At 65.7% G+C, this 21,573-nt stretch carries 25 protein-coding genes; 18 read left to right on the top strand and 7 right to left on the bottom strand.

Annotated features, from left to right (window positions below; genetic code table 11):
- The first annotated feature begins 7 nt into the window (after positions 1 to 7).
- The 5 genes from AWC17_RS09085 (at position 8) to AWC17_RS09065 (ending at position 3,658) form a co-directional block, all read left to right on the top strand.
- Complete coding sequence (locus AWC17_RS09085) at positions 8 to 202, top strand: ferredoxin (protein ID WP_046181768.1); 195 nt, start codon at positions 8 to 10, stop codon at positions 200 to 202.
- Between the two features lie 21 nt (positions 203 to 223).
- Entirely contained in the window at positions 224 to 1,588 is a 1,365-nt protein-coding gene (locus tag AWC17_RS09080; protein WP_046181767.1) for a cytochrome P450, read from the top strand.
- Positions 1,589 to 1,732: 144 nt separating this feature from the next.
- A complete protein-coding gene (locus tag AWC17_RS09075; protein ID WP_046181766.1) occupies positions 1,733 to 2,179 on the top strand; it encodes a hypothetical protein in 447 nt (148 codons plus the stop codon).
- A gap of 55 nt (positions 2,180 to 2,234) precedes the next feature.
- Positions 2,235 to 3,107 (top strand): hypothetical protein, encoded by an 873-nt coding sequence (locus AWC17_RS09070; protein ID WP_046181765.1) that lies wholly within the window; start codon positions 2,235 to 2,237, stop codon positions 3,105 to 3,107.
- The gene (locus tag AWC17_RS09065; RefSeq protein WP_046181764.1) at positions 3,104 to 3,658 is read left to right on the top strand and encodes a hypothetical protein; all 555 of its coding nucleotides are present in this window, start codon (positions 3,104 to 3,106) and stop codon (positions 3,656 to 3,658) included. Before AWC17_RS09070 ends, AWC17_RS09065 begins: the two co-directional genes overlap by 4 nt.
- A gap of 90 nt (positions 3,659 to 3,748) precedes the next feature.
- On the opposite strand, the gene AWC17_RS09060 is transcribed toward AWC17_RS09065, so the two are convergent.
- The 3 genes from AWC17_RS09060 to AWC17_RS09050 all read right to left on the bottom strand — a co-directional run bounded on the left by AWC17_RS09060 (position 3,749) and on the right by AWC17_RS09050 (position 6,687).
- Positions 3,749 to 4,936 (bottom strand): acyl-CoA dehydrogenase family protein, encoded by a 1,188-nt coding sequence (locus AWC17_RS09060; RefSeq protein ID WP_046181763.1) that lies wholly within the window; start codon positions 4,934 to 4,936, stop codon positions 3,749 to 3,751.
- A complete protein-coding gene (locus tag AWC17_RS09055; RefSeq protein WP_046181762.1) occupies positions 4,920 to 5,918 on the bottom strand; it encodes an acyl-CoA dehydrogenase family protein in 999 nt (332 codons plus the stop codon). Before AWC17_RS09055 ends, AWC17_RS09060 begins: the two co-directional genes overlap by 17 nt.
- Before the next feature lie 118 nt (positions 5,919 to 6,036).
- The gene (locus tag AWC17_RS09050; protein WP_085164527.1) at positions 6,037 to 6,687 is read right to left on the bottom strand and encodes a nitroreductase family protein; all 651 of its coding nucleotides are present in this window, start codon (positions 6,685 to 6,687) and stop codon (positions 6,037 to 6,039) included.
- A gap of 193 nt (positions 6,688 to 6,880) precedes the next feature.
- On the opposite strand from AWC17_RS09050, the gene AWC17_RS09045 reads away from it, so the two are divergent.
- The 6 genes from AWC17_RS09045 (at position 6,881) to AWC17_RS09020 (ending at position 11,953) form a co-directional block, all read left to right on the top strand.
- On the top strand, positions 6,881 to 7,261 hold the full coding sequence (locus AWC17_RS09045; RefSeq protein WP_046181799.1) for a carboxymuconolactone decarboxylase family protein: 381 nt from the start codon (positions 6,881 to 6,883) through the stop codon (positions 7,259 to 7,261).
- 9 nt (positions 7,262 to 7,270) lie between these two features.
- Complete coding sequence (locus AWC17_RS09040) at positions 7,271 to 8,164, top strand: NAD(P)-dependent oxidoreductase (protein WP_046181760.1); 894 nt, start codon at positions 7,271 to 7,273, stop codon at positions 8,162 to 8,164.
- A 240-nt stretch (positions 8,165 to 8,404) separates the two neighbouring features.
- Complete coding sequence (locus AWC17_RS09035) at positions 8,405 to 9,496, top strand: amidohydrolase family protein (protein WP_046181798.1); 1,092 nt, start codon at positions 8,405 to 8,407, stop codon at positions 9,494 to 9,496.
- Positions 9,497 to 9,525: 29 nt separating this feature from the next.
- The gene (locus AWC17_RS09030) at positions 9,526 to 10,671 is read left to right on the top strand and encodes an amidohydrolase family protein (RefSeq protein ID WP_046181759.1); all 1,146 of its coding nucleotides are present in this window, start codon (positions 9,526 to 9,528) and stop codon (positions 10,669 to 10,671) included.
- Position 10,672: 1 nt separating this feature from the next.
- Positions 10,673 to 11,071 carry a Rieske (2Fe-2S) protein gene (locus AWC17_RS09025; protein ID WP_046181758.1) on the top strand — a complete coding sequence of 133 codons (399 nt, stop codon included), beginning with the start codon at positions 10,673 to 10,675 and terminating at the stop codon, positions 11,069 to 11,071.
- Between the two features lie 15 nt (positions 11,072 to 11,086).
- Complete coding sequence (locus tag AWC17_RS09020) at positions 11,087 to 11,953, top strand: alpha/beta fold hydrolase (RefSeq protein ID WP_046181757.1); 867 nt, start codon at positions 11,087 to 11,089, stop codon at positions 11,951 to 11,953.
- Between the two features lie 5 nt (positions 11,954 to 11,958).
- On the opposite strand, the gene AWC17_RS09015 is transcribed toward AWC17_RS09020, so the two are convergent.
- The gene (locus tag AWC17_RS09015) at positions 11,959 to 12,432 is read right to left on the bottom strand and encodes a hypothetical protein (protein WP_046181756.1); all 474 of its coding nucleotides are present in this window, start codon (positions 12,430 to 12,432) and stop codon (positions 11,959 to 11,961) included.
- A 36-nt stretch (positions 12,433 to 12,468) separates the two neighbouring features.
- On the opposite strand from AWC17_RS09015, the gene AWC17_RS09010 reads away from it, so the two are divergent.
- Both AWC17_RS09010 and AWC17_RS09005 read left to right on the top strand, forming a co-directional pair.
- Positions 12,469 to 13,776: an NADH-ubiquinone oxidoreductase-F iron-sulfur binding region domain-containing protein gene (locus AWC17_RS09010; RefSeq protein WP_046181755.1), complete on the top strand. Its 1,308-nt coding sequence runs from the start codon at positions 12,469 to 12,471 to the stop codon at positions 13,774 to 13,776.
- Positions 13,773 to 14,069: a ferredoxin gene (locus AWC17_RS09005; RefSeq protein WP_046181754.1), complete on the top strand. Its 297-nt coding sequence runs from the start codon at positions 13,773 to 13,775 to the stop codon at positions 14,067 to 14,069. Before AWC17_RS09010 ends, AWC17_RS09005 begins: the two co-directional genes overlap by 4 nt.
- Here AWC17_RS09005 and AWC17_RS09000 read toward each other — a convergent pair whose 3' ends face one another.
- From AWC17_RS09000 to AWC17_RS08990, 3 genes are read right to left on the bottom strand one after another with little or no spacing between them, the layout of a single operon-like run.
- The gene (locus AWC17_RS09000) at positions 14,070 to 15,026 is read right to left on the bottom strand and encodes an LLM class F420-dependent oxidoreductase (RefSeq protein ID WP_046181797.1); all 957 of its coding nucleotides are present in this window, start codon (positions 15,024 to 15,026) and stop codon (positions 14,070 to 14,072) included.
- A gap of 12 nt (positions 15,027 to 15,038) precedes the next feature.
- Positions 15,039 to 15,782, bottom strand: coding sequence for a hypothetical protein (locus AWC17_RS08995; RefSeq protein WP_046181753.1), 744 nt, complete (start codon positions 15,780 to 15,782; stop codon positions 15,039 to 15,041).
- Between the two features lie 11 nt (positions 15,783 to 15,793).
- A complete protein-coding gene (locus AWC17_RS08990; RefSeq protein WP_046181752.1) occupies positions 15,794 to 16,714 on the bottom strand; it encodes an NAD-dependent epimerase/dehydratase family protein in 921 nt (306 codons plus the stop codon).
- A 147-nt stretch (positions 16,715 to 16,861) separates the two neighbouring features.
- Here AWC17_RS08990 and AWC17_RS08985 point away from each other — a divergent pair, with 147 nt between their 5' ends.
- From AWC17_RS08985 to AWC17_RS08965, 5 genes are all read left to right on the top strand, one after another.
- On the top strand, positions 16,862 to 17,182 hold the full coding sequence (locus AWC17_RS08985) for a hypothetical protein (protein ID WP_046181751.1): 321 nt from the start codon (positions 16,862 to 16,864) through the stop codon (positions 17,180 to 17,182).
- Between the two features lie 156 nt (positions 17,183 to 17,338).
- Entirely contained in the window at positions 17,339 to 18,994 is a 1,656-nt protein-coding gene (locus tag AWC17_RS08980) for a thiolase C-terminal domain-containing protein (protein WP_046181750.1), read from the top strand.
- Complete coding sequence (locus AWC17_RS08975; protein ID WP_046181749.1) at positions 18,991 to 19,890, top strand: alpha/beta hydrolase; 900 nt, start codon at positions 18,991 to 18,993, stop codon at positions 19,888 to 19,890. Before AWC17_RS08980 ends, AWC17_RS08975 begins: the two co-directional genes overlap by 4 nt.
- Complete coding sequence (locus tag AWC17_RS08970) at positions 19,887 to 20,702, top strand: NAD(P)-dependent oxidoreductase (RefSeq protein WP_046181748.1); 816 nt, start codon at positions 19,887 to 19,889, stop codon at positions 20,700 to 20,702. The genes AWC17_RS08975 and AWC17_RS08970 overlap by 4 nt, the downstream gene beginning before the upstream one ends.
- Positions 20,699 to 21,562 carry an NAD(P)-dependent oxidoreductase gene (locus AWC17_RS08965; protein WP_082122802.1) on the top strand — a complete coding sequence of 288 codons (864 nt, stop codon included), beginning with the start codon at positions 20,699 to 20,701 and terminating at the stop codon, positions 21,560 to 21,562. The genes AWC17_RS08970 and AWC17_RS08965 overlap by 4 nt, the downstream gene beginning before the upstream one ends.
- Positions 21,563 to 21,573 lie beyond the last annotated feature (11 nt).

The raw sequence follows: 21,573 nt of genomic DNA, 5'->3' as shown, positions 1-21,573 counted from the left end.
AGACACCGTGAAGGTTTGGGTCGATCCAGAACGCTGCCAGGGCCACACCCTGTGCTCGATGATCGCGCCGGATTCGTTCGAGCTCAGCGACATCGACGGCAGTTCATCGGCGATCGATGAAGTGGTGCCACCCGACCGGGAGGCCCAGGTTCGCGAGGCCGCGCAGTCTTGTCCAGAACAGGCCATCATCATCACCGAATGACACGTAAAGGGAGACGGTACTTTGAGTGTCGACGACGTCGTCAGCGATAGCGACCGGAAGAAGAACCGGTATCAGTTCGAGCGGCATTCCGCTGAATACCGGTCGCGATTCAAGGCCATCACCGAAGAGATGCAAGCAAAGTGCCCGATGGCATGGAGCGACACCTACGGTGGCCACTGGGTGGCGGCCGGAAGCCACGAGGTGTTCGAACTCGCTCGCTGTCCCGCAGTCTCCAACGATCACGATGTCAACAACGAACGCCGCGGCTATAAAGGCATTTCGATTCCGACGGCCAGCCGGATCAACGGCGTGCGGGGCGGCATCCTGGAGATGGACGAACCCGAGCACCGCATCTATCGCAACGTGCTCAACCCCTACCTCTCTCCCGCCGCGGTCAAGCGCTGGAAGCCGTTCATCGATGACGTGACGCGCGCCTGCCTCGACGAGAAGATCGAGGGAGGACAGATCGACTTCGTCGATGATCTGGCCAACGTCGTGCCGGCCGTTCTGACGCTGGCGATGCTGGGCATCCCGCTGAAGAATTGGCAGATGTACAGCGAGCCCACGCATGCGGCCGTGTACACGCCCGAGCACTCGCCGGACATCCAACGGGTAACCGAGATGCACCGCCAGATGGGTCTCGATCTGGTCAACAACATGATCGAGATTCGCCAGAACCCGCGACCCGGAATCGTGAACGCTTTGCTCGAGATGCGGATCGACGGTGAACCCGCGCCGGATCTGGAGATCCTCGGCAACCTCGGACTGGTCATCGGCGGCGGCTTCGACACCACGACGGCATTGACAGCCCATTCGCTGGAATGGCTTTCTGAGCACCCTGATCAACGCGAGTTGCTCAGCAAGCAGCGCGATACCCTGCTTGACCCCGCGACCGAAGAGTTCCTGCGTTACTTCACCCCGGCGCCCGGTGATGGCCGGACCTTCTCCGACGATGTGGAGCTCGACGGCACCCAGTTCAAAGAAGGCGAACGGCTTTGGATTTCGTGGGCCATGGCCAACCGCGACCCGTCGGTGTTCAAGGACCCGGACGAAGTTGTCCTCGACCGTAAAGGCAATCGCCACTTCAGCTTCGGCCTCGGTGTCCACCGTTGCATCGGCTCCAACGTGGCACGCACCGTGTTCAAGTCGATGCTGACGGCGGTCCTCGACCGGATGCCCGACTACCGCTGTGATCCAGAGGGCACCATCCACTACGAGACCATCGGCGTCATCCAGGGCATGCGTAAGTTGCCGGCCACCTTCACCCCTGGCCGCAAGGTCGGTGCCGGCCTGGATGAGACGCTAGAGAAGCTGCAACGCATTTGCGACGAGCAGGAACTCGCCCGACCGATCACCGAACGCAAGGAAGCCGCCGTCATCGACTGAGCCGCTCACCGCCCAACTGGGGGCACCGCCCGTTTGCGGCGGACACGCTACACCTGAAAGCAGGCCGTTGACTGGCACAATTTTTCCGAGTAGGCCTGTTCAGCGTGACAGCGCCTTATATTCAGGCCAAGCGCGTGTGCAGAGATGGGAGACGCATCGGTGAAGACTTTCGCAGTGAGCTTTGCGCTTGCCACGGCCGCGCTGACTCTTACGCCGACCGCTCACGCGGACATGCAGGTCGGCAATTACAGGCTGGACACCAACCGGGATCCTGGCCACAGCTGGATTTGGGCGATTCGACCGTGCAGATATGACCAAGGACCGGAATGCCTAACCGTCCAAGCGATTCCGCAGCCCAACGGGCAAGCGGCGCCCTGGAAGGCAAACGCACACCTGTCCAATGGCCGCTACACCATGGCCATTGATGTTCCCGACGGTGTGCGCTGCGTGGTCCAGTTCTTTCCCTCGCATGACGTTTACTCGTGGGATGCGGTGACGCTGGCAGGTCAGCTCGACTCAACATTCGACACCGGCTGCGGTGGCGGACCAGGGGGCACCAACACGTACCCGTTCTCGCTCGTGCGATGGTAGCCGCGTGAGAGGTACAGGAATCAGTCGATCATGAGGGCGACGGGCAGTATGCACGATGGCTGAGGCGAAGGAACCGCCGCAAGATTCGGCCACCTCGAAAGCCGACGCGATGGCGTTGCTCGAGGAGGCCGAGGCCGAGGCAGCCGAAGCCGAAGCGCTGGCCGCCGCGGCGCGTGCCCGCGCCCGTGCCGCCCGACTCCGGCGGGAAGCGCAGGCCGCCGAGCCAAAGACCGCCGAGACTGAGGCCGCCGAGGCTGAGGCCGCTAAGGCCCCGGCCGTCGACGAGGACGCTACCGACACCGACGAGGCGAAGACCGACGACGGCGTCTCCGACACCGTCGAAGCAGACGATAAAGCGGAGACCGAAGAAGAAGTCTCCGACGAAACCCCCGAAGACGCGGAGTCGGAATCCAAGCCGGCCCGCTCGTGGCGACGCCTGCGGTTGCCATCGTTGTCCGTGACGTGGAAAGCGGCCGCCATCATCCTCATTTGCGCCTTCATCGGGGCCAGCGGATACATGATGTGGCAGCGTCATGAGACCACCGAGCGCAACCAGCGCGTCGCGAGCTTCCTCGCGGGCGCCAAACAAGGTGTCGTCAACATGTTTTCGTTGGACTTCAATAGGGCCAAGGAGGACGTCCAGCGGGTGATCGACAGCTCGACCGGCCAGTTCAGGGACGATTTCCAGCAGCGCGCAAAAGATTTCACGACCGTCGTCGAGCAGTCCAAAGTGGTCACTCAGGGAACCGTGAACGCAGCGGCCGTGCAATCCATCGACGGCAATTCCGCGTTGGTACTCGTTGCGGCGTCATCGCGGATCACCAACGCCGCGGGCGCCAAAGACGAACCACGCAATTGGCGGCTGAAAGTGACCGTCACAGACGACGGCGGTCAATACAAGATGTCCAAACTGGAGTTCGTTCCATGAGCGAGGACAACCGCAGCATCGATGCCGCCGACGACTCTTCCAGACAAAACGAGCGCAGTGGACGCCGCTGGGTGAAGCCCGTTCCGGTGATTCTGGTTGTGCTCCTGCTGATTTCCGGTGGCGCGGCGACCTGGCTGTACTTCAAGGAGTACCGGCCTATTCAACAAACCGACGCCAGCGTCGCGAGCGCAGTCATCAATTCGGCGTCCGACGGAACAGTCGCGTTGCTGTCCTACTCGCCCGACTCACTCGACAAAGACTTCGCCGCCGCCAAGTCGCACCTGTCCGGGGACTTCTTGTCGTACTACAACCAGTTCACCGAACAGATCGTGGCTCCGGCAGCCAAACAGAAGTCACTGAAAACCTCCGCTCGGGTGTTGGGGGCCGCGGTGTCGGAATTGCACCCAGATTCGGCCGTCGTGCTCGTGCTGGTCGACCAGAGCACCACGAGCAAGGACAACCCCGACCCCGCGATGGCTTCCAGCAGCGTGCTGGTGAGCTTGACCCGAGTCAACGGCAAGTGGCTGATCACTAAGTTCGATCCGGTCTAGCAGAGCGTCGCAGCCTTGAAGGTCGCTGCAATAAGCGGTGATTCGACGCCGACGGTGCGCGAAACGTCGGCGCTGTGGTCGTGTGAAGCGCTAGCCGCGCGGTAGGCCGAGCACCCGTTGGGCGATGATGTTGCGCTGGATTTCCGAGGTGCCTCCGGCGATCGTCCCGGAGAAGCTGCGGGCGTAGCGCTCGAACCAACTGGCGAAATAGTGGTCAAGGTTCATGTGCGCATACGGCCCCGTCAAGGCCGGATGCACGAGCCCGTCGGATCCCGCCGACGTCAGTGCCAGCTCCATGCCACGCAGCTCGGCCTCCGACCCGAGCAGCTTTAGCACTGAGATCGCGGCAACGTCATCTTCGCCGCGCGAGGCGCGGGCCAAGGCCACCGAACCGAGCAGGCGCAGCGCCTGCTTGTCCATGATTGTGCTGGCGTACCGGTCGCGCTCAACCTCGGTGCTGGGATGGAAGTCGTCGATCATGTTGTCGAGTCGATCGGCGAATCCCAGCCACATCATCGTGCGTTCGTGCCCCAGCGATCCGTTGGCAACCCGCCATCCCTGGTCGAGCTCGCCGACCAGATTCTCCGCTGGTACCCGGACGTCGGTGAAGAACACCTCATTGAAATCCAGGTCCTCGGCACCGCAGATCGACGGGAACGGCCGGCGCACGACGCCCGGGGTGTCGGTGGGGATGATCAGCGCGCTGATTCCCTTGTGCTTCGGCGCATCTGGATTCGTACGCACAAATGTCAGCAAGACGTCGGCATCGTGGGCGCCCGATGTCCACACCTTCTGCCCATTGACCACGAAGCAGTCGCCTTGTGAATCAGATGTGCGTACCGCCCGGGTCCGCAGCGACGCCAGGTCGGAACCGGCACTCGGCTCGCTCATCCCGAGCGACGCGGTGATCTCGGCCCGCAGGATCGGCACCGCCCACCGTCGCTTCTGCTCGTCGCTGCCGAACGACAACAGCGAAGCGCCAACGATATTCACGCCCTGCGGGTTGAAGCTGTGGTAGATCCGGCGGCGGCTGAGTTCCTCGAGGTAGACGAACTGCTGAATGACGGTCGCGTTGCGACCACCGAATTCCGGTGGCTGGCTCGGAAGCAGCCAGCCGTTGTCGAACAGCAGCCGCTGCCAGTCGCGCGCCCACTGCGGCATGTGTGAGACCGACCGAGGTCGCTCGAGCGTTTCGCTTGCGGGAGGCAGATTCTCGTCGAGGAACGCCGCGAACTCCGCCCGGAACTCCTCGACGTCGGAATCAAAAGTCAGCTGCACGGTATTCCTCCGCGATCCGCGCCCGGTGCTCGGCGGCGCCGCCGAGCATCAGCTCACCCGCCTTGGCGCGCTTCAGGGCGAACTGCAGATCGTTCTCCCACGTGAATCCCATTGCGCCATGGAGCTGTAACCCGTGCCGGAATACCAGCGACTGGCACTCGCCCGCCGACGCCTTGGCCATCGCCGCCGCAAGCCGGCGGCGGGGATCGTCGGCGGCGATCGTCAGCGCCGCAAAGTACGCCAGGGCCCGCGCCCGTTCCACCGCGACGTGCATGTCTGCGGCCTTGTGCTGGACAGCCTGGAACGAGCCGATCGGCACCCCGAATTGCTGACGGCTGCTGACATGTTCTAGCACCAGATCGAGAATGCGTTGGCAGGCACCGACCATGGTGATCGCCATGCCCGTCAGCGCCATGTGGTGCGCCCGTTCCCGGTCGACGGTGAGCCGGGCGCTGTCGGGCACCCGGACTTCATTGAACGACAAGTCGGCGACGTGCAGGACGGGGTCGAAGACCGCGGTGCGCCGGGCCGACACCTGGTTGGACGCGGTGAGGAACACCCCTGCGTCGGTCACCACCGCCAGGCGGTCGGCGCGATCACCGTCGAGCACATGGCGGGCCGTGCCGTCCAACACCCAACCCTCGGCGTCCCGATGTGCCGCTACCCCGGTGTACACGGCGGTACCCGACTCATGCGGGTCGAAGTGCTCGGCCGCCAACGGAGCGAACTGGCTCATCGTCGCCAGGAACGGGGTGGGGTCGGTCGCACGCCCCAGCTCTTCGAGCACGATGGCCAACTCGACGGCGCTGGCGGGGTCGTTCAGCTCGGTCCAGCCTTGATCGACGTACGACTTCCACAGGGGGCTGGGGTCGACGCCATCCTCGGCCACGCTGCGCACCAGCGAGGGCGGGCAGTGCTTGGCGACGGCGTCGCGAACGGTCTTCTGCCACAGCCGCTGATCGGCATCGAACTCCAACAGCATGAAGGCCGCCTCCTGTCATCACCGCCGCTGCGAGAATATCATTCTCGCGCGCGGAAGTAATAATCTCGAAAACTGGCTATGGGGTGACCGAAGAGGACAAGCGGGTTCCCGGAGCCGGTTAGACGGCGGCCACCAGGTCGTCGGCCGGCTGATCCCAGCGGTCGAGGGCCACGAAATCGATGAGCGGGCGACGGCGGAGCGGCCCATGCTTGCCCTTGGGCCAACCGACCACGACGCGGCCGGCCACCAGCCAGTCGTCCGGCACGCCGATCGCATCGCGCAGCAGCCGCTCGCCGCCGTAGGACGCCCAGCTGGTCAGGCATGCCCCCAGCCCTTGGGCGCGGGCGGCCAGCAGGAAGTTCTGCATGGCGGGAAAGACCGATCCGCCGAGCAGGAGTTCCGACGCTGTGGGGTAGTGCTGCTGGGCGAACAAGACGGAGGTGAACTCTCCCGCCCGGTCATGCAGTTCGTAGGTCGCTCGGTAGGTGCGGGCACGGCGGCTGTTGTCGTCGTCGGCGGGGCGGCTCATTCCGTAGACGGGTTCGATCACTTCCAGGGCGTGGGCCGCCGCCTTGGCCACCACCGCGCGCTGCTCGGGTGACCGCAGCACGACGAAGCGCCAGCCCTGCGCGTTGGCGCCCGACGGAGCCCACCTCGCCGCTTCGAGGCATCGCGCCAGGGTCGCGTCGTCGACCGGCTTGTCGGTGAACCGCCGGATCGTCCGAGCCGTCGACATCACTTCCCAGACGTTGCTGCTTGCTCCGGTCATGACTTCTCCTTTGCAATTGCGTTGCAGTCCAAGCCGACTCGGTCCTGGCGAAGTCTGGTCGGCGTCCAGGTGCGCCCGCGAACAATCTTGAGATCGTTCACCGAGTGTCGACTGTAGACCGCGCGGATCGGTTGCGATGCGAGACTGCGCTCAGGGCGAGTGCACCGGCGCCCCCGGGACGAAGGAGAAGACATTGGACCGCGAAACCTACCAGCGGGGGCTGGACATCCGCTCTAGCGTGCTCGGCGAGGAGTACGTCAACCGCGCGCTCGCCGACGCGGACGACTTCACCAAGCCTCTGCAGGACCTCGTCACCGAATACTGCTGGGGCGCGCTGTGGGGTCGCGAGGGGCTGTCCCGAAAGACCCGCAGCATGCTCAACCTGGCGATGATTTCGGTGCTCAATCGGCCGAACGAATTGCGCACGCACGTCAAGGCGGCGCTGACCAACGGCGTCACTCGCGACGAGATTCGGGAGATCTTCCTGCAGGTGGCCATTTACGCGGGCGTGCCGGCCGCGGTCGACAGCTTCCGCATCGCGAGTGAGGCGTTCGCCGAAGCGGAACGGGACTAGGGACGCGCCGTGGAGGTCGGATTCATCGGGCTGGGAAACATGGGCTTTCCCATGGCGCGCCGCCTGATTCAGGAAAGCCACGATGTCGTCGCGTTCGACACGCGCGGCGTGGCGCTCGATCGCATCGTCGCCCTGGGGGCGCGCCCCGCGTCATCGCCGAAAGAGGTCGCCGACCGCACCGAGACGGTCATGGCCAGCCTCCCGACGCCGAGCGCCTCGCTTGAGGTGGCGACCGGTGCGGCGGGCGTGATCCAGGGCGCACGGATCAAGCGCTATGTCGACCTGTCCACCGTCGGCAGCCGGACGGCGGTGCAGATCCATGACCGACTCGCCGAGCGGAACATCGTGGCGATCGACAGCCCGGTCAGCGGCGGCGTCGGCGGAGCCGAGAAGGGCGCACTCGCGGTCATGGTGTCCGGTCCGCGTGATGAATTCGACGTGGTCCGAACCGCACTCGAGGCGATCGGCCGGCCGTTCTATGTCGGAGACAAACCCGGATCGGCGCAGACGATGAAGCTCGCCAACAACATCCTGGCGGCCAATGTCCTGGCCGCCACCGCGGAGGTCGTCGTGATGGGCGTCAAGGCCGGTCTCGACCCGGGCGTGATGATCGAGGTGCTCAACGCAGGCTCGGGGGCGACGAGCGCGAGCCGGGACAAATTCCCCCGCGCGATCCTCCCGCGGACTTTCGATTACGGGTTCGCCACCGGCCTGATGGTCAAAGACGTGCACCTGTACCTCGACGAAGCGGAAGCGCTCGGCGTGCCGACGGACGTCGCCGCAACCATCGGCCGACTCTGGGAGGCCGCGGCGGAGGACCAGGGACTCGATTCGGACTTCACGACGGTGATCAAACCGCTCGAGAAGGCCGCCGGCGTGACCGTGGGCCAGCCCTCCGCCTAGCCCGTCGCTTCCCTCCCAGATAGAGGCGGATGGCACTTATCCACAGACCGGAGAATGGTATTATTCAGATTTAAGAACGATACTGGCGCAGCGGCCCGCCATATCCCGACTACCAGGGCAGATGATTAACCGAAGCGATTACCGGAAACCCGTTGATTGACGCCAGATGAAAATGTTAGATTATCTATCATATGGCTCTCCCGGGCTCATTCTGGCTGCCCGAGCCGAAGGATGGCTTTTGTGATCGAACACGCCGACGGAACCCGCACGCCGTTGATCGACGCCAGCGTGCACATCTTCTTTCCGTCCAACAAAGCATTGCGAAGCGTCCTGCGCGAGCCGTTCAAGAGCCGCGGTTTCCCCGATTACGAGATGGACTGGTACGGCGCCCCGGGCGGTGAATACGCGTCCAACACCGAGGGCCCGGACGGGCAGTATCCCGGTTCCGACCCGGAATTCGTTGCCCACGAACTCTTTTCGAAGCGCGGGGTCGATGTGGCCGTCCTGCATCCGATGGCGCGCGGGATCATGCCGGACCGGCACCTGGGCAGCGCGCTGCACGCCGCGCACAACGAGATGATGGTGTCGGACTGGCTGGAGGCCAGCGAGTTCGGCGAGCGGTTCCGCGGCACCATCCGGGTGAACCCGGACGACATCGCCGGCGCGCTGCGGGAGATCGAGAAATGGCGATCGCACCCGCGCGTGGTCCAGATCGGCGTCCCGCTGCAATCGCGCGAGCTCTATGGCAAACCGCAGTTCTGGCCGTTGTGGGAGGCCGCGGTGGACGCGGGCCTTCCCGTCGCTGCACATATCGAAGTCGGCTCGGGCATCGCGTCGCCGCCGACGCCGTCCGGGAACACCCGCACCTACGAGCAGTACGTCGGCTTCATGGCGCTGAACTACGTGTACCACCTGATGAACATGATCGCCGAGGGAGTGTTCGAGCGCTTCGACGGTCTCAAGTTCGTCTGGGGCGACGGCGCCGCGGACTTCGTGACGCCGTTCATCTGGCGGATGGACACGTTCGGCCGGCCGCACCTCGAGCAGACGCCGTGGGCGCCGCGGATCCCGAGCGACTATCTACCCGGTCATGTGTATTTCGTTCAGGGCAGCCTCGACGGTCCCGGTGACGTGGAGTTCGCCGGCGAATGGTTCGGTTTCACCGGCAAGGACGACATGGTCATGTTCGGCTCGAGCTATCCGCACTGGCAATGCGGCGATATCAAGAAGCTGCCGAGCGCACTCTCGGCCGAACAGCGCGAGAAGGTGTGCTGGCGCAACGCGGCGCAGCTCTACGGCATAGACATCCCCGCCGGGGTGGGCGCACAGTAGAAGTAACACGGCAGACTGAGGAGATTCAGATGACGTTGACCCATTCGCAGGAGCGGGTTGCCCCTGCCGAACGCATAGCTGTCCGATGCGTCGATTCGGATGTCCACCCGGCGCCCAAGCGCGGTGAGCTCCTCCCGTACATCCCCGAGCCCTGGCGCAGCAAGTATTTCCTCACGCGCAGTGTGGGCGAGCAGATCTACTACGACGCCCCGGACTATGCGCACTCCTACGCGATGCGGGTGGACACCTTCCCCGCCAACGGCGAGTTCCCCTGCAGCGACCCGGACATGGCGTTTCGCCAGCTGATCATGGAGGCGGGCTCCGATATTGCGATCCTGGAGCCCGCCGCCTACCCGGCCCGGCTACCCGAAGCGCAGCACGCGATGGCGGCCGCGCTGAACGACTGGCAGGCCAATCACTGGCTGGACAGTCACAACAACTGGCACGAGCGGTGGCGCGGTTCGATTTGTGCCGCCATCGAGGAGCCGGAAGAGTCCGTGCGCGAGATCGAGCGCTGGGCCGGACACCCCTTTATGGCGCAGATCCTGATCAAGGCCGAGCCGCGCCCGTCCTGGGGCCACCCGAAATACGACCCGATCTGGGCGGCAGCCACCAAGCACGACATCACCGTCAGCTGCCACCTGTCACGCAGCCATTTCGAGGAGCTGCCGGTACCGCCGGTGGGCTACCCCAGCTACAACCACGACTTCATGGTCACCTACTCGCTGCTGGCCGCCAATCAGGTGATGAGCCTGATCTTCGACGGCGTCTTCGACCGGTTCCCGACGCTGCGGATCGTCTTCGTCGAGCACGCGTTCACCTGGATCCTGCCGCTGATGTGGCGAATGGACGCGATCTACGAAGCGCGCAAGTCGTGGGTGGATATCAAGCGCAAGCCGTCGGAGTACGTCAAGGACCACATCAAGTTCACCACCCAGCCGCTGGACTACCCCGAGGACAAGACCGAGCTGACCCGCGCGCTGGAATGGATGGAGTGCGAGAAGATCCTGCTGTTCTCCTCGGACTACCCGCACTGGACGTTCGACGACCCGCGCTGGTTGGTCAAGCACCTGCCCAAGCACGCTCGGGACGCGGTGATGTACAAGAACGGCATCGCGACCTACCACTTGCCCGAGACCGTTCCGGTCCTCGAGGGTCAGACCCGGGTGCTCTGAGTTGACGGAAGAAACCAAACGGCCCGAGCCCCGTCTCGCCCAGGGCCGCGAGCATGTCGTTGCAACCGTGGATGAGATACCTCCCGGAAAGCACAAACTGGTGCCCATCGGGCGGCACGGTGTCGGTGTCTACAACGTCAACGGCAGCTTCTATGCCATCGCGAATTATTGTCCGCACCAAGGCGGTCCGCTCTGTTCGGGCCGCGCAAGGGGGCGCACGATCGTCGACGAGACCGCTCCGGGTGACTCGGTCATGGTGCGCGACCTGGAGTACATCTATTGTCCTTGGCACCAATGGGGTTTCGAGCTGGCGACCGGTACCACCGCGGTCAAGCCCGAATGGAGTATCCGTACCTATCCGGTGCGCGTCGTCGGCAACGACGTTCTGGTGCAGGCCTAACCACAGGAGAATCGGGTGCCTTCAGTCGAGATCAACGGCGGAAACGTCGTCTACGAAATCCTCGGTGACTCCGGCGATCTCATCGCCCTGACGCCGGGCGGCCGGTTCAGCAAGGAGATCGAGGGCTTGCGTCCGCTTGCTGACGCGCTCGCCGCGGGCGGCTATCGCGTGTTGCTGTGGGACCGGCCGAACTGCGGCGCTTCCGATGTGCAGTTTTACGGTCAGAGTGAGTCGCACATGCGCGCCGAGACGCTGCATAAGTTGGTGACCGGGCTGGGCTTCGAGCGCTGCATTCTCGCCGGCGGCTCCGGCGGCGCAAGGGATTCCATGCTGACCACGATGCTCTACCCCGAAATGGTCACCAAGCTCGTGGTGTGGAACATCGTCGGCGGCATCTACGGCACCTTCGTGCTCGGCTCCTTCTACATCGTCCCCAGCATTCTCGCGGTGCGCGGCACCGGGATGGACGGCGTGGTGAAGGTGCAGGAGTGGCGCGATCGCATCGAGGAAAACCCGAACAACAAGCAGCGCTTCCTCGACTTCGACAAGGACGAGTTCCTCAAGGTGATGCTGCGCTGGCTCAACGCGTTCGTTTCCAAGCCGGGACAGACGATCCCGGGCGTCGAGGACGAAATGTTCGACCGGATCAAGGTCCCCACCTTGATCATTCGCGGCGGCGAGAACGACATGGATCACCCGAAGCGTACGTCGCTCGAGGTCAGTTGCCTGATCAAGGGGTCGAAGCTCATCGATCCGCCGTGGCCGGAGGATGCCTGGGAGCGTGCGTCCGAGGACCGCGCGGCGGGCCGGGTGCAGCACTTCAACATGTTCGACACGTGGGTGCAGGCGGCGCCCGCGATTCTTGAGTTCCTGGGCTCGTAATGGCTCTACACGGTGCGAATGTGAACCTCGCAGTTGAGCGACGCCTCCAGAGCCGTGTGAACGCGGCTCTCCGGAATGCGTTCGAGGTCCTTCTCCCGCAGCGTCACGTGCACGATGTCGAAACCATCGTCGCCCGGGGTACGCTCGATGTCGCCGGAGAGCCCGAAGCCGGACAACACACCGTGCGCGTCATCATCGGTCCCCCGGCTGATGAAGGTGACCACTCCAGGGACCGGCTTGGCACTGAACACCCTGGCGCACAACTCAATTGCGGCGTTTCTGGCCGCGTCGCCGTCTTCGGCCGTGATCAGCAATTCGATTTCGCGGCGGGCCACGGGCATCGCGGCAAGGTCGTTCTCGACCATGTCGGCACCCGCCGCACGCGCAAGCTCAAGGAGCGCTGCCATGCCGTCTCGTAGCTGCGCGGTCGTGCAGACGCTCTCCGGGTCGACGTTGACGCGCACCACCGCAGTTCGCATGTGCGCAAGCCTAACTAAGACGATGGCAGGCCAGCTGTGAACACCACTCAATCCACGACCATCACCACCGTGCCCGGCTGTGAACCCCGGCTGCTGGGCGAGCTGGGCCACGGGCCCGAAGACCTCGCGGCGTATCGAAAGCTGGGGGGATACCGGCCGCTTGCCGACACCGATGGATTCCTGAGCGAAGTCGAGGCCAGCGGGCTGGTCGGCCGTGGCGGCGCGGCCTTCCCGCTGGCGGTGAAGTTGCGAACGGTACGCGACAACGGGCGCTTGATTGCCGGGGCCGGTGGCACCGTGGTCGTCGCGAATGGGGAAGAGGGCGAACCGGCTTCGGTCAAGGACCGATGGCTGCTGCGCAACCGCCCCCACCTGATCCTGGACGGACTCCGGTTGGCCGCGACGATCGTCGGCGCCGACCGCGCTTACGTCTACGTGTCCGACCCGGAATCGGCGCACAGCGTCGAAACGGCACTCGGCGAGCTCGATCCCGACGCGCTCGGCGGCGTTGCGGTCGGCATGATGACCGTGCAGCCCGGATACGTGGCCGGCGAGGAAACCGCCGCCGTGCGCGCCCTCAACGGTGGCCCGGCCAAGCCGACGGACAAGCCGCCACGCCCATTCGAAGTCGGCGTCGATGATCGACCGACGTTGGTGAGCAATGTCGAGACGCTGGCCAACCTGCCTTACCTGCAGTGCCACGGCTCCACGGCCTTCCGCTCGCAGGGCACATCGCTGTCCCCGGGCACCTTCCTGGCCACCATCACCGGGGCCGGCCGCCCGCCCGTGCTCTACGAACTTCCGCATGGCATGCCGTTCACCGAACTTCTTGGTCTGCATGGTGTTTCGCCGGACCAGGTGCGCGGGGCGTTGATGGGTGGCTACTTTGCCGGTCTGCTCAACCGCACCGTGCTCGAGACAACGTTGGACCACGAGACGATGCGGCGACTCGGCAGCGGTCTGGGTTGCGGCGCGATCTCGGTGATCACCGACGACTGCCCCGTCGCGGTCGCGGCGTCGGTGCTGGCCTACTTCGACCGCGAAAACGCCGGCCAATGCGGCTCGTGCTTCAACGGGACGGCCGCGATGGCCGCCGTCGCCGGCGCGCTGCGCGACCGGGTCGCGACGACAGAAGACGTCGAACGGTTGCGCCGCTGGTCGGTGCTGCTGCGCGGACGCGGCGCGTGCGCGACGCTGGACGCCGCCACCAACGTGGCCGCCAGCCTGCTCAGCCAGTTCCCGGGCGAAGTCGCCGCACATCTCGACGGCACGTGCCAGGACTGCGCCCGCGGCGCGTTCAGCGCCGACCGTCCCTACGAGGCGGAAGCTGTGAGGCTCGCATGAAAATCCGCTTGGACCGCACTGTTTGCGACGGCTTCGGTATCTGTGCAAAGTACGCGCCCGGATACTTCTCGCTGGACGACTGGGGCTACGCGTCTCTCATCGGCGATGGCACCGTGGCGGAGCAGGATCGCGACGCGGTCATGCGCGCCCTGATGGACTGCCCGGTGCACGCCATCGCTGAGATCGGTGAGCGCACATACCCAACACCCCACACGCCGCTCACCGATGCGGAAGACCCGGCGGAGCGCCTCAAAACCGAAGAGAACGAGGCGGAGTGGGGATTCACCCGCTGATCACAAAGCCGGGCAGAGCGACGACAGGAACTCCTGGGTTCGCAGTCGCGATGCGGCGCGTTCCGTTGCGTCCTCACCCAACGGGACGATTCGCGCCGCGAGATCCGTAGCACCCGCATCGCGGTACCGGCGCAACCGCGCGAGGATGGCCGACTCGTCACCCGCCGCCATGGTGTCGCCGACGTCCTCGGCGTCACCGTGCTCGAGCAGTCGCACATAGTTCGGGGACAAATCCGCATGCCCGAGCACCTCGCTGGCGTAGGCGCGGGCGTCGTCTGTCTCATCGCTCGAGCAGAGCGCGACGGGAACCCCGGCGACGATCCGTGGCGCGGGCCGCGCGGCCCGGCCAGAGGCCGCGGTGATGCGTGGCACGACGTGGTCGCTGATCGCCCGCTCATCCGCCATCCAGAGGATGGTGCCGCCCGCCCGCTCGCCCGCGAGTCGCAGCATCGTCGGCCCGAGCGCGGCCAACAGGACCGGAACTCCGTACGCGTCAGTGACATCCACCGGCGCGTGGACGCGGTAAGTGCCATTGTCGACATCTACAGTCCCCGGTCCCGCGAACGACGCGTCGAGCACATCGAGATAGTCGCCCATCACGCGTGCCGGGTGATCGTAGGGCAATCCGAGTTGGCCGTTGATGATCCAATGATGCGATGGCCCGATGCCGAGCGTGAACCGCCCGCCGCACGCGATCTGGGTGGTCAGCGCCTGTTGCGCCATGATCATCGGGTGGCGGGTCTGAATCGGAACGACTGCCGTCCCGATTTCGATGCGGTCGGTGGCCTGTCCGATCAACGTTGCGACGGTCATCGCGTCGAGGTAGCCGGGGACCTGGGGCATCCAAAACGTGGTGAAACCCGCGCTTTCGGCCGCGACGGCGTCGGCGATCACCCCGGCCAGCCGGTCAGCCCGCGAGCGCTCCTTGTCAGAGCCAACCATCATGCCGACGCGCACGGGGCCCAACACCTACGGCACATACCGGTCCCACTCGAACGGCACCACCGCGAAAAACGGTGCGGCGAATAGCGGTTCGACACCCGAAGCGTCCCAGCGTGCCGACAGCACCGGCCGCAGCCGTTCCGCGGTGTCGACCGGATCGCCATCGAGAAAGCAATACGTGATCGACTGACCCCCTTGAGCGCTCGCCAGATGCGCGTCTACCTGCCGCGATAATGCGGACCAGACGCCAGCGACGCCAGCCACTTCCACCAGTGGGTCCGGCGGTGCCGATCCCCGCTCGACCAACAGGAACGCGCCCCGCACGGGCAGCCAGGGTAGGACGTCCGACCCCACCTTGACCCGAGGCGCGGCCGCCTTGGTCTGCACCTCGTATACGCCGCGCTCCACAGGTGGCAGCAGAGGGAGTTTGCGACCGGCGTTCCCAAGTGCCGTGGACAGTTCGTTGAACCCGCGCAGCCCGGCCCGGTCGGTGAAGAAGTACGTCATCACGTGGTCGACCGCGTCCAACGGTCCACCGCGGAGCGCCCGCGCGGAGCGGCAGGCCGGCGTCGACACCAGCCGCAAGGAGGCGCGGACCGCGGCCAACCGGTGTTGCTCCGGTCGGTGGTCGAGGGTATGCCAGCACAGGTACTCGGCGTCCCGTCCGTCGGGATGGCGAGTCGCCATGGACACGAACAGCGTGGTGATCTCTCCACGCCCGGCGGCGAGGACCTCGGCGACCTCGTCCGACGGCGTGCCGGGAAGCTGCATTGCGGGCGTCCTCAAGATCTCGTCGAATCGTATTCGGACAGCGCGATTTCGGGGTGCCGGGCCTCGATCATGCGCCGGAAGCCCTCACGCCAGGGCACTTTCGTGCGGCCGAGCACCTCGTGCATCCGGGTGACATCTGGCCATAACGGCGTGTGTGCCGCGGGGGTGTATTCGAAAGTTGGCTCGACACCGATCAACTGACCCATGAAGGTGCAGTAATCCTCGACGCTGACCGTTTCGCTTCCGGCCCAGTTCACCACGACCGGCGGAATCGCGGCGATTTCCATGGCGCGGATGCCGAGTTCCACGTAGTCGTCCTCGTAGATCGGGTTGTAGTTGTTCGGCTTGTCCGGATGCAGCCGAATAGGCTTGCCCGCCAACATCGCATCGAGGCGATCGGCGGGCGCACCGCCCTCCGGCCCATAGGTCGAGCAGATCCGGATGATGGTCAGCGGGATTTGGTAATGCCGGGCGATCCAGGTGCAAACCGCCTCCGCCGCGACCTTGGAGAAGCTGTAGTTCGCGCGCAGCGGCACGCCCGGTGGATCCGTCTCGGTCAACGGTCGCTGCCCCTGATACGCGTAGATCGAGCCGGTTGAACAGAACACGAAACCCTTGGCGCCACGGCAGTGGTGGAGCAGTTCGCCGGACATTTGCGCGTTTGTTTCGACGCAGCGGTTCCAGTCGTCTGCGCCGGCGTCCACCGCCGCGTGGAAGACGTAGGTGAAATCTTCTGGGAGATCGGAGAAGTCGCCCGCACCGATGTCCAGCGCGACGGGTTTGATGCCGGCGCCGGCGAGCCTTTCCCGGTCGGCGGGGTCTTTGAGGCGCGCGGCGCCCCATACCTCGTTTGATGCTGCCAGAGCCCGCGCGATGGGAAACGCGATCTTGCCCGTCGCCCCGGTGATCAGGATCTTCTCCGCGTCGAGCAACGGGCCTCCGAATGTGAAGTACTTGATATGCCGTTGGCAGCATAACGCCCGGCGAGTCTCCCGCGAATCTTTGGCATGGTCGTGGCGGTCTCAACGGAATAAGCTCAAACAAGCCAGGGCAGGGATGGCATTAATGGGAGGCTCACCATGAGGTGGTTCATTCGTGGTCTGACCGCCGTCATAGCGGTCGCCTTCGTGGCGATGGCAGTCTCGGTGATCGCGACGCCGGGAATCAGCTCGGCGCAATGCGATCACACCATGTCGTTTAATCCGGCGACCTTCGAGTGCAAACCGCCACCGCCGCCACCGGCTTGGTACACGCCCCCGCCGCCATACGCGCCGTCGTTTGCGGGGCAGGATGTGCCACCCCCGCCGCCATGGCCGTCGTGGTCGCCGAATGCCCCGATTTGGAGCACCCGCTTTCAGCACTGGGGCGTCTACGTGGGCGGCACCTGGGTGCCGCTCTGACGGGGCTGGCGTGCCCCCACCCCCACATGATGTGCGGGACGACCCCTGCCAATGCCATCTGGATCGCGCCTGCTGGGGAGTGATAACGTAATTCTCCGATTCGTATAACGGGCCTACCAACTTGCACCCAGGGACCGTGCGACTTTCGGAGGTGACGTGTCAGCAGCGCCGGGACGACCGTTGCCCCTGGTCACGCAAGACAACGAATTCTTCTGGACTTCGGGCACCGACGGCACGCTGCGACTGCAGGAATGCAATAGCTGCGAATCGCTGATCCATCCGCCCGCGCCGGTGTGCCGGTACTGCCGTTCCCGTGACATGGGCGTGCGGGCGGTCTCGGGCAAGGCGACGCTGGCCGGCTTCACGGTGAACCACCGGTTCAGCCTGCCCGGCATGCCGGCGCCGTACGTCATCGCCCAGGTCGCCATCGCCGAGGACCCGCGGGTTCGGCTGACCACCAACATCGTGGACTGCGATCCCGATCAGCTCGAACTGGGCCAAGAGGTGGAGGTCGTTTTCGAGCAGGCCGAAGACGTCTGGTTGCCGTTGTTTAGGCCGACCGCGGGCTCCGCGCACGCTCCCCTGCCGGACGACGAGATCGCGCCCGAGCGTTTCGGCGAATACGTCCGGCCAATGCTGACCACGGAGAAGTTCGAGGACAAGGTCGCGCTGACCGGAATCGGAATGTCGCCCATCGGACGCCGGTTGATGCAGCCACCGCTGGCACTGACCGTGCAAGCGTGCGAGGCCGCGATCGCCGATGCCGGGCTGACATTCGCCGACATCGACGGGCTGTCAACGTATCCCGGCGGGGGCAACCTCGGGGGGTTCGGCGAGGGCGGCGTCACCGCGCTCGAGGCCGCCCTGGGTATCCGGCCCGTCTGGCACAACGGCGGGATCGAGACGTTCGGCCCGGGCGGGTCGCTGATCGCCGCGATGCTTGCGGTCGCCGGCGGCCTGGCGCGTCACGTGTTGTGTTTCCGGACCCTGTGGGAAGCCACCTTCAACGAAATGATGAAGCAGGGCAAGATCACCCCGTCGATGGGGCGAAGTGCCGGCTGGCTTATGCCGTTCGGCGCCACGTCGGCCGCGCACACGCTGGCCATGAACGCGCAGCGACACTTTCACCGTTACGGCACCACGAAGGAGACGCTGGGCTGGATCGCGCTGAACCAGCGGGCCAATGCCGAGCTCAACCCCACCGCGGTCTATCGAAGCCCGATGACGATGGACGACTACCTGAACGCGCGGCCGATCACCACGCCCTTCGGTCTCTATGACTGCGACGTGCCGTGCGACGGCGCGATAGCAGTCATCGTCTCCGCCGTCGACGCCGCCCGTGACCTCGCCAAGCCACCCGTGCTGGTCGAGGCGGTGGGCACGCAGATCATCGAGCGAATCGACTGGGACCAAAGCACTTTGACCCACGAGCCGCAGGTGCTGGGCCAGGCCGCGCACGTGTGGACCCGCACCTCGCTGCGGCCTACCGACGTCGACGTCGCCGAACTCTATGACGGCTTCACCATGAACTGCCTGTCCTGGATCGAGGCGCTGGGATTCTGCGGGATCGGCGAGGCCAAAGACTTCCTCGATGGCGGCAAAAACATCGCCCGCGACGGCCAGCTGCCGCTCAACACGCACGGCGGCCAACTTTCGCACGGCCGAACCCACGGCATGGGCCTCGTCCACGAGGCCGTCAGCCAGCTGCGCGGGGAGGCCGGCGATCGCCAGGTCGCGGACGCCCGTGTCGGCGTGGTCAGCAGCGGCGGCCTCACGCCCAGCGGTGTGCTGCTGCTGCGGGCCGACTCATGAGCCAACCCGCGCCACGCCCCAGGTTGGTGATCGTCGACGGCGTGCCGATGTCGGCACTGGTCGCCGAAGCCCCCGACCCCAAGGCCGTGATCGTGGCCATTCACGGCGGCGGTACCACCGCAATGTATTTCGACTGCCCGGGCCACCCATCGTTGTCCCTGCTACGGACCGGTGCGGCAGAGGGTTTCACCGTGGTGGCGCTCGACCGGCCCGGCTACGGCAGCTCCGCGCCCTATCCGGAGGCGATGGCCTTGCCCGAGCAGCGGGTCAACCTCGCCTACGGAGCGGTGGATCGCATCCTCGGGGATCGACCGCGCGGCGCGGGGTTGTTCCTCATGGGCCATTCCGGCGGGTGCGAACTCGTGATGCGGATGGGCGCCGACGAGCGCGGCGCCGATCTGCTGGGCATCGAACTGGCCGGCACCGGCCGGCGGTATCACCCGGCGGCCCGGGACATCCTGAAAACCGCGACGCGCGAACGGCGCCCGGCCGGCCTGCGTGAGCTGTTGTGGCATCCGGAGGATCTGTATCCGCCCGAGGTTCTCAGCGGGGCGACGGTCTCTCCGACGGCGCCGTCGTACGAGGACCAGATGGTGTCCAACTGGGCCCGCCAGGATTTTCCGGCGCTCGCCCCCGCGGTGCGTGTCCCGGTGCAGTTCAGCATCGCGGAACACGAAAAGGTTTGGCAGAACGATAGTTCCGCGATGGCCGAGATCGAGAAGCTGTTCTCCGGCTCACCGCGGTTCACCGTGCATCGGCAGCCCGACGCGGGACACAACATGAGCCTCGGTCACACAGCGGCGGCGTATCACGCGAAAGTTTTCGCCTTCGCCGACGACTGTGTGGCCGCCCGCGTGAATCCCGTTGACACAGAGGGCGACCTGGAGGCCGGATGAGAGTGGGATTCATCGGTCTGGGCAGTCAGGGCGGCCCAATGGCACGGCGAATCGTCGAGGGCGGCTACGAGACGACGCTGTGGGCGCGCAAACCGGCAACCCTCGAGCCGTTCGCCGACACGAAGGCGAAGATCGCCGAGTCACCGGCCGAGCTCGCCGCGGCCAGTGATCTGGTCTGCCTTTGCGTCGTGGGCGACGCCGACGTCGACGAGATCGCCGGCGGCGAGCGCGGGCTACTAACGGCGATGAAGCCGGGCGGTGTCATCGCAGTGCACAGCACCGTGCACCCCAACACCTGCCGGGAGCTGGCGAACAAGGCCGCCGCCAAGGGCATTTCGGTCATCGACGCGCCGGTGAGCGGCGGCGGGCTGGCCGCGTCCGAAGGGCACCTGCTGGTGATGGTCGGCGGCGACGCCGACGTCGTCGAGCGTTGCCGCCCGGTCTTCGCAACGTATGCCGACCCGATCGTCCACCTCGGTGAGCTGGGCTCCGGGCAAACCACCAAACTGCTCAACAACCTGCTGTTCACCGCCAACCTGGCCACCGCGGCCACCACCCTGTCGCTGGCCGGTGCCCTCGGGGTCGATCCGGACCGTCTGACTCAAGTCGTATCGCGCAGCAGTGGGAACAGCTTCGCGCTCAACGCACTTGGCGGCATCGGCGGGTTGGAGCGGCTTGCCGGGGTGGCCGGGACGCTGCTGCAAAAGGATGTCCGCCTGGTGGTCGACCTGGCCGACCGAGCCGGGGCGAGCGGTGGCGCCGTGTTGGACACGGCCGACGCCGCGCTGGCCCTCATGGGCCATCCAAGGTGAGAGTCGGATTCATCGGTGCGGGGCGGATGGGCCGCCCCATGGTGGCCCGTCTGGTGGCAGCCGGGCACGACGTCCGGGCCGTGGGACGGACCGCCGAAAAGCGAAGCGATCTCCAGCAACTCGGCGCGAATGCGGTCCGCGACCCGGCCGAGGCTAGTAAGCGGGCCGAGCTCGTGGTGCTCTGCGTGTTCACCGATCAACAGGTGCGGGAGGTATGCCTGGACGGCGGACTGCTGGCCGCCATGCCGCCCGGCTCGGTGCTGGTTGTGCACACCACCGCCAGCCCGAAGACCATCGACGCCGTCGCCGCTCGCGCCAAAGACGTCGACGTCATCGATGCCGCCGTCAGCGGAGGCCCGCACGACATTGCGGCCGGCCGGCTCACGCTGTTTGTGGGCGGCGCCGACGACGCGGTGAAGCGGATGCAGCCGGTGCTGAGCTGCTACAGCGATCCCGTCTTGCACGTCGGACCGCGTGGCTCCGGCCAGAAAGTGAAGCTGGTCAACAACGCCTTGTTCGCGGGTCATATCGGGCTGCTCGCGGAGTCAATCCGGCTTGGTTTGCGGCTTGGCGTGCCCGAGTCGACGCTGCTGGATGCCCTCTCTCACGGCAGCGCGACCAGCCGCGTGCTAAACCTGGTCGCGGCAAGGGGTTCCGTCGATTCGTTCGTCGAGATGACGGGTGAGTTCGTGGCTAAGGACGTGGCCGTCATCCGCAGCATCGCGGAACAACTCGGCACCGATCTTGGTGTGCTGGACGATGTCATCGAAGCCATCGAGGTCGCCGGTCACCTGGCGACACCGGCGGCGAGCTCGCGGCCGAGTCCACAGCACAACGCCGTGTCGGGGTCCACGCGTTGAGCGCCGAAGGG

This window comes from Mycobacterium nebraskense (genome assembly GCF_002102255.1).
In the GTDB taxonomy this organism is placed as follows: Bacteria; Actinomycetota; Actinomycetes; order Mycobacteriales; family Mycobacteriaceae; genus Mycobacterium; species Mycobacterium nebraskense.
The sequence above is the reverse complement of the archived record's forward strand: the minus strand, read 5'-3'. Positions and strand labels throughout refer to the sequence as shown.